7 protein-coding genes are annotated in these 6,968 nt (G+C 31.5%); 6 read left to right on the forward strand and 1 reads right to left on the reverse strand.

Annotated features, from left to right (window positions below; all coding sequences use genetic code 11):
- The coding region (locus VK071_12450) for a hypothetical protein (GenBank protein HLR36122.1) at positions 1–400 on the forward strand (400 nt) is incomplete at its 5' end.
- A gap of 338 nt (positions 401–738) precedes the next feature.
- The gene (locus tag VK071_12455; protein HLR36123.1) at positions 739–1,359 is read left to right on the forward strand and encodes a TIGR00266 family protein; all 621 of its coding nucleotides are present in this window, start codon (positions 739–741) and stop codon (positions 1,357–1,359) included.
- A 293-nt stretch (positions 1,360–1,652) separates the two neighbouring features.
- On the opposite strand, the gene VK071_12460 is transcribed toward VK071_12455, so the two are convergent.
- On the reverse strand, positions 1,653–2,408 hold the full coding sequence (locus VK071_12460; protein HLR36124.1) for a MurR/RpiR family transcriptional regulator: 756 nt from the start codon (positions 2,406–2,408) through the stop codon (positions 1,653–1,655).
- A gap of 226 nt (positions 2,409–2,634) precedes the next feature.
- Between VK071_12460 and VK071_12465 the strand changes: the two genes are divergently transcribed.
- From VK071_12465 to VK071_12480, 4 genes are all read left to right on the forward strand, one after another.
- Positions 2,635–4,197: a PTS transporter subunit EIIC gene (locus VK071_12465; GenBank protein ID HLR36125.1), complete on the forward strand. Its 1,563-nt coding sequence runs from the start codon at positions 2,635–2,637 to the stop codon at positions 4,195–4,197.
- Positions 4,198–4,233: 36 nt separating this feature from the next.
- Positions 4,234–5,556: a 6-phospho-alpha-glucosidase gene (locus VK071_12470; GenBank protein ID HLR36126.1), complete on the forward strand. Its 1,323-nt coding sequence runs from the start codon at positions 4,234–4,236 to the stop codon at positions 5,554–5,556.
- A 74-nt stretch (positions 5,557–5,630) separates the two neighbouring features.
- The gene (locus VK071_12475) at positions 5,631–6,761 is read left to right on the forward strand and encodes a glycerate kinase (GenBank protein HLR36127.1); all 1,131 of its coding nucleotides are present in this window, start codon (positions 5,631–5,633) and stop codon (positions 6,759–6,761) included.
- Between the two features lie 20 nt (positions 6,762–6,781).
- Positions 6,782–6,968, forward strand: a 187-nt coding sequence (locus tag VK071_12480) for a hypothetical protein (GenBank protein ID HLR36128.1), incomplete at its 3' end; no start/stop codon positions are given.

The following is a 6,968-nucleotide window of genomic DNA, read 5'->3' on the forward strand; positions in this document are numbered from 1 at the left end:
AGAACTATGGTTAACATTTATGAAGAGAATAGGAGAGCCTGGGACGGAAGAACTGTTAAATCAGCTTATGGAAAGGAGTGAAACATTGAAGATGGCTAAAGAAATGTTAGAAAAGATATCTGCTGATGAAAGACTAAGAGAGAAATATTATGCTAGAGAGAAGGCTAGACGGGATGCCATATCTAGATTAAAATATGCAGAGAGAAAAGGAATGGAAAAAGGAATAGAAAAAGGAATAGAAAAGGGAATAGAAAAAGGTATGGAAAAGGGAATAGAAGAGAATAAAGAAAAAACAGCTATTAAGGCAATAGAAATAGGGCTTAGTATAGATGAAATTATTAAACTAACGGGGCTTACTAAAGAGGAGATTGAAAAATTAAAGAAAGGGTTTGATAATTAAATATATACAATTATAGGGGATGATAGCTAGTGCTAATTATCCCTTTTTAATTAAATTAACGTTTGAAAAATATGCACTAAAAGAAATCTTAACTGTAGGACATCATATATTTAAATTAAAATATGATAAGATTTCAACATTAAAAGCCACAGATACTTTTATTAGTTGAAACATATCTAAATACTAAAAATACTACTGTTCTTAGTACTAAAGCTATGGGAATACTATTTAATAAAGGATATATTAAAGATCCAAATAACATAAAAGTTCTAAGTTTAAGTTGGAAATTAAATGTGCCAATAATTTTTAATAACTAGATAGCAAGAACGGGGCCAAAAATGGAAAGTTTAATAAAGTCAGATCAGGCATGGATGTCAGATAATATAAAAATGGGTACCAATATGAAAGGTGGTTTGATGGGTGGATTAGGAAGAATGTTTTCAGGTGAATCTTTATTCTTAAATACCTTTACATCTAATAGAGGACCCGGCACTATAGCTTTTCCATCTTCTTTTCCAGGTAAAATTTTAGCTTTAGAATTAAAGGCTGGAGAAAGTGTAATTGCTCAGAAAGATGCTTTTTTAGCCAGTGAAGAATCAGTTACTTTAGAAGTATATTTTAAGAAGAAATTAGCTGCCGGATTATTTGGAGGAGAAGGGTTTATTCTTCAAAAAATAACGGGTCCGGGAATAGTTTTTCTTGAAATGGATGGACATATTGAAGAATACTATCTAGAATCAGGAGAGTTAGTTAAGGTAGATACAGGTCATGTGGCAATGTTTGAACAATTTGTAAGTTTTGATGTTGAAACCATTAATGGAATGAAAAACGTATTATTTGGTGGAGAGGGATTATTTTTGACCACATTGACAGGGCCAGGTAAGATATATCTACAAACTATGCCTATACAAAATTTGGCGGGGCAAGTATCCAGATTAATACCAATTAATGTAGATTAGTATAGCTGTTATTACTAGATAAAATATTAGGCTGGAGGAAACTCTAACCTAATATTTTAATTCATCAATTTTTATGAAATGATGCTTTTGATATTATTTATTATAGTGTATTTTTATATATTTATTACCTATTCCAATACTTAATTGCTTAAATATTGAGCTAAGCTAGATATATGGAAATGTAGTTATTCTGAAGCAATGAACTGGTAATGTTAGTTGATTGTGCAGGAGATTTATTATTTATTGCAAAGTCTTTTATTACGGCTAGGAAAATTAGTTATTAGAATCCTTACTTAAGAATATTCTTCTATATACCTATTAAATATATATTCCAAAGTTACTAGAGCGGGGATTCTAGATACAAAATTCATATCACCTAATTCATATTTAGTGGAAGTTACAAACAATGCTTTATCTACAATATTAGATAAACTATTATTGCTCATATTAGTTACAGATACAAGAGTTGCACCTGTTGTTTTTGCAATATTTGCTGCTTTTAATATTTGAGAAGTTTCTCCAGACATAGATACACAAAAAGCTATATCTGTAGGGTTCAAATTGGAAGCTGATAGATACATTAGGCTGGTATCATCGTAAAAATAGGCTTGTTTTTTTACTAATCTAAATCTCCTTGTCATTTCTTCACAAACTATTCTAGAAGATCCTTCTCCATAAAAGTCTATCCTTTTACTTTCATATATGAGCTTAATAATATCGTCAATAATAGTTTCGCTAATTAGATTCATAGTTTTTGATACGTCGTCAAAAATATTTGACTTAGTTATATTAGATTCTTTTAAAACTTTCTCTTGGCTCTGTTGTTCTATAGTGGACCATAAACTATTTTTAAACTCTGTAAAGCCACTGAAACCTAATTTTTGACAAAACCGGACTATAGTAGCTGGAGATACGAATACCTCTTCTGAGGCATTTTTTATTTTCATATCTTTTATTTTTCTTGAATTATCAATAAAGTAATTAAGTAGATAGGTCTCATTTTTATTTAAACGGTCTATATGCTTTTCAACATAATCAAAAAAATTCAAAAGATCACTCCCCTAAACTTTATAAGTAATGAATATCCTAAGGTTATGAAAAAAGTTTCACAAAATGAAAAATTTTCAGTTAGTGAAAACAGTTTCTAATTAGAGTAAAACGGTTTCCATAGTGTCGTTATACATATATAATACAATTAAATAATAGATTTGTCGACAATCTTCATATATTTGATAAATTAAAAATAGGTTAGTACCTTATGTAAGGAGGATTTAGATGACAAAAAAAGGAATAAGTAATTATTTTCAAAGATTAGGTAAAGCATTTATGCTTCCTATTGCATTGATTTCTTTTGCTGGTATATTTTTAGGAATAAGTTCAGCATTTTCAAATCCAAATGTTATAGCTAAAATGCCTTTCTTAGGTAATAATGTGTTGCAATTAATATTTACTTTTACTAAAGCTATAACTGGGGCGATTTTTGGTAACTTGCCAGTAATGTTTGCTATTTCATTAGCTATAGGCCTTGCAAAGGATGAAACAGCTGTAGCAGGATTTTCAGGGTTTGTTGGATATATAATAATGAATGTTACAATTAATGCGGTTCTTGTCCACAAAGATGTTTTAGCTTTAGCAGAGGACATGAGAGAAGCTGGTCAAGGTATGACATTGGGAATACAAACCCTTGAACTAGGTGTATTTGGAGGTATAATTGTAGGAATTATAGTAGCAGAGTTGCATAACAGATTTTATACCATTGAAGTTCCTGACTATTTAGGTTTCTTTGGTGGAACTCGTTTTGTACCTATTATTACAACTGTAACTTTTGCATTAATAGGTTTATTAATTCCTGTAGTATGGCCACCTATAGGCGGAGTTATTCAAAAAGTAGGTTTTGGAATTTCTAAGTTAGGATATTTTGGTACATTTCTATTTGGATTCTTTGAGAGATTATTAATACCTTTTGGATTACATCATATACTTAATGCAATGTTTAGGTTTACTCCTGTTGGTGGTGAAATGGTTATTGGTGGAGAAAGTATTGCTGGGGCTTTAAATATTTATTTTGCGCAGCTAGCTGATCCTAATACAGTGTCTTTTTCAACAGAAGCAACCCGTTTCTTAGCACAAGGAAAGATACCTGTAATGATGTTTGGATTACCTGCAGCTGCATTAGCTATGTATAGAACTGCTAAACCTGAGAATAAACAAAGAATTAAAGGTATATTAACTGCAGGAGCATTAGCTTCTTTGGTTACAGGAATTACAGAACCTCTTGAGTTTTCATTTTTATTTGTAGCTCCAATCTTATATTTAGCTCATTCTCTATTAGCAGGTTTATCTTTTATGTTAAATCATTTATTTGGAGTTGCTATTGGTAATACTCAAGGTGGGGTTATAGATTTACTTGTTTTTGGTGCACTACAACCTGAGACTAAATGGTATATTACATTATTAATTGGAGTTGCCTATGCTTTTATATACTATAATGTTTTCAAATTCCTTATTGAAAGAAAAGATTTAAAAACTCCAGGTAGAGAAGCAGATTTTGATTTTGATGAGAAAGATGTAGTAATAGATGAGGGAAATATGGATTTAAGGGCTGTAGAAATTATTAAATATTTAGGTGGTAAAGAAAATATTGAAGCTATTAGTAATTGTATTACAAGACTTCGTGTTGTAGTGAAAGACATGAACTTAGTTCAGGAAGCTGGATTCAAAAAAACAGGAGCTGCAGGTGTAGTTAAACCTAGCGAAAAAGATATTCAAATTATTTATGGACCTTCAGTTTCCAAGGTGAAAAAATCTGTTGATAATGAACTAAAGAGAAATTCATAAATTCAATGTTTATAGAAATAAAGGGAGGGTATTTAATTGAAAAAGTTTAATGTTACAATAGTTGGTGGAGGTAGTACCTGGACACCTGGACTATTGCAAAGTTTATGTAAGATGAAAGATAGATTTCCAATTAAAAAGTTGGTTTTATTTGATATAGATAAAGAACGCCAAAAGGTTATCGGAGAGTTTGCTAAAATATTATTTGAAGAAAATTATCAAGGTTTAGACTTTAGTTATACTACTAAAGTAGAAGAAGCATATGTAGATGTTGATTTTGTATTTATGCAAATGAGAACTGGTGGCTTGAAAATGCGTGAAAAGGATGAAAAAATACCTTTAAGTCTTGGTGTAATTGGACAAGAAACTTGTGGGCCTGGAGGTTTTGCTTATGGTCTTAGGTCTATAAGGGATATGATAAAAACAATAAAAGACATTCGTAAATATTCTAAAGATGCTTGGATATTAAATTATACTAATCCAGCTGCTATAGTAGCTGAGGCTACAAATAGAGTGTTTCATGATGATAAAAGGTTGCTGAATATATGTGATCAACCTGTCAATCTACTAAGGTCTTATGGTAAAATATTAGGAGTGGAGTCTAGTGAACTTGAGCCTGTATATTTTGGACTAAATCATTTTGGTTGGTTTACTCATTTATATGATAAAGATGGAGAGGATTTATTACCAGAACTTAGAGAAATAATCCTAAAGGATGGCTTTGCACCAGTAGATGCTGAGCAAAGGGACCAATCTTGGTTAGATACCTATGGAATGGTTAAAGATATGGTTAGTGATTTTCCAGATTATCTACCTAACACATATTTACAATATTATTACTACCCAGACTATAAATTATCTCACTTAGATCCAAACTATACTAGAGCTAATGAAGTTATAGATGGTAGGGAAAAAAGAATTTTTGATGAATGTAGAAGAGTAGCAGAAGCTGGTACTTCTAAAGATTCTGTATTAGTTCATAATGATGCCCATAGTGAATTTATAATAGAGTTAGCAGAATCTATAGCATATAATAAAAAAGGTATATATATTGTAATTGTTGAAAACAATGGTATTATATCAAATATTCAAGACGATGCAATGGTGGAAGTAGCAGCAGTAATGACTTCTAATGGGCCTCGTCCTTTAGCAGTTGGGAATGTAGGTACATTCTACAAAGGGCTAATGGAATCTCAATTAGCTTATGAGAAATTAGCTGTAGATGCTTATTTTGAGGGATCTTATGAAAAGGCATTACAAGCATTAACATTAAATAGGACAGTAGTTTCTGCTAAAAAAGCAAGGGAAGTATTAGATGCTTTAATTGAAGCAAATAAAGATTATTGGCCAGAACTTAGTTAAAATATAAAGCTATGAGTAGGTAATTCTGCATACTCATAGCTTTATTAATAATAAATATTGGGAGGAAAATTTAAATGAAAATTCTTATTGCACCAGATTCTTTTAAAGAAAGTTTGTCTGCTAAAGAGGTTGCTATGGCTATTGAAAGGGGAATTAAACGGGTAGATAAAAATATAGAGACTATAAAAGTACCTATGGCAGATGGTGGTGAAGGTACAGTTGAGTCTCTTGTAGAAGCTACAGAAGGTAAAATTGTAAGTGTAAAAGTTAAGGATCCCCTTATGAGAGATATAGATTCTTTTTATGGGGTTTTAGGTGATGGGAAAACTGTTGTAATAGAAATGGCTGCGGCATCAGGGCTAGATCTTTTAAGCAAAGAAGAGCGTAACCCAATGAAGACTACAAGTTTTGGAACAGGACAGCTTATAAAAGATGCTTTAGAAAAAGGTTATAAAAATATAATTATCGGTATAGGGGGAAGTGCTACAAATGATGGTGGTGCTGGTATGGTAGCAGCGTTAGGTGGAAAATTATTAGATTCTAATGGAGAAAGTATAGGATTTGGGGCAGAAGATTTAGATAAAGTGGAAAGTATTGATTTAAGCGAATTACATAAAGGTATAAGAGAATGTGAATTTACTATTGCTTGTGATGTAGATAATCCTCTTATAGGTGAAAAGGGAGCTTCTTATATTTTCGGTCCCCAAAAAGGTGCTGATAAAACTATGGTGAAAGTTTTAGATAGGAAATTAGGGAACTTTGGAAAAACTATAGAAGATACTTTTGGGATATCTATACTCCAATATCCTGGTGCCGGTGCGGCAGGAGGTATGGGGGCAGCTCTTATTTCTTTTTTAGATGGAAAACTTGAAAGGGGAATTAGTATTGTTACTAAAGAAACAAATTTAGAAGAAAAGATTAAGGATTCAGATTTAGTCATTACAGGTGAAGGAATGATAGACAGCCAGACTCAGTATGGCAAAACTCCTTATGGGGTAGCAAAGATTGCTAAAAAGTATGATAAGCCAGTTATTGCTATAGCAGGTGGAATAGGGAAAGATGCTAATATACTTTATGAAAAAGGCATAGATAGTATTTTTTCAATAGTTAATAAACCTATGACTCTTGAAGAAGCTATGGAAAATGCAGGGTTTCTCTTAGAAGATGTAGCAGAGAGGATAATAAGGGTATTGAATATAGTGTGAAGTAAATATTATGATAAGATATGAAATTATGTGGGAATAGAGAGCCTGGAATGGAAGACTTATTAAATCTACTTATAGAAGGGAGTGAAACATTAAAGATGGCTAAAGAAATGTTAAGAAAGATATCTGATGACGAAAGACTAAGAGAAAAATGCTATGTTAGAGAAAATGCAAGACGAGATGCTATATCTAAATTAGAATATGTAG

It is taken from the genome of Tissierellales bacterium (assembly GCA_035301805.1).
In the GTDB taxonomy this organism is placed as follows: domain Bacteria; phylum Bacillota; class Clostridia; order Tissierellales; family DATGTQ01; genus DATGTQ01.